The organism is Halomonas sp., assembly GCF_033549285.1.
Taxonomy (GTDB): Bacteria; Pseudomonadota; Gammaproteobacteria; order Pseudomonadales; family Halomonadaceae; genus Halomonas.
Map to the genome: position 1 here is coordinate 1 of NZ_JAWSUJ010000214.1, position 519 is coordinate 519.

1 protein-coding gene is annotated in these 519 nt (G+C 44.7%); it reads left to right on the plus strand.

Features of this window, described 5'->3' with window-relative positions; genetic code table 11:
- Nucleotides 1-429 precede the first annotated feature (429 nt).
- On the plus strand, nucleotides 430-519 hold a 90-nt coding region (locus tag SCI24_RS21480; protein ID WP_318727293.1), incomplete at its 3' end, for an NAD-dependent epimerase/dehydratase family protein.

Sequence of the window (519 nt, forward strand, 5' to 3'; positions counted from 1 at the left end):
GGGCTAGATAAGCCGATAAGTGTTTCTCTCGAGGATTCTAGGGTTTCCGAATTTTTATCTGAACTTGACAAAGTTAAGGATAAGGAGATGCGAAAATTTTATCATCTGTAGTCGAGGCTTCATGAATTTATAGAATAACCGCAGCACTTTGGACCCTGAATTCAGGCAACATCCCTTCTTTCGGTGATGGTAGGCTATTGCCTAACGAAAGACACCAAGCAGCTGCTGGCCAATTATGATGATGTGCCAAACAACTTGGTCAAGGCCATTATGTTGTACGTGTCGGGTCCCGTGTGATTTCTGAACTCAATCAATAAGCGCAGCACCTGCGGTATCCAGGGCTACCAGCAGAGGATAACTCCTATAGCTCATTTGATCATCCGGGACCCTACAGGTAGCGACTAAAATTAATTATAGCGGTATTATGATATGAGCATTCTTGTTACTGGAGGTGCCGGTTATATCGGCTCCCACGCTACACTATGCCTGTTAGAAGCGGGTTATGATGTTCTGGTCTTG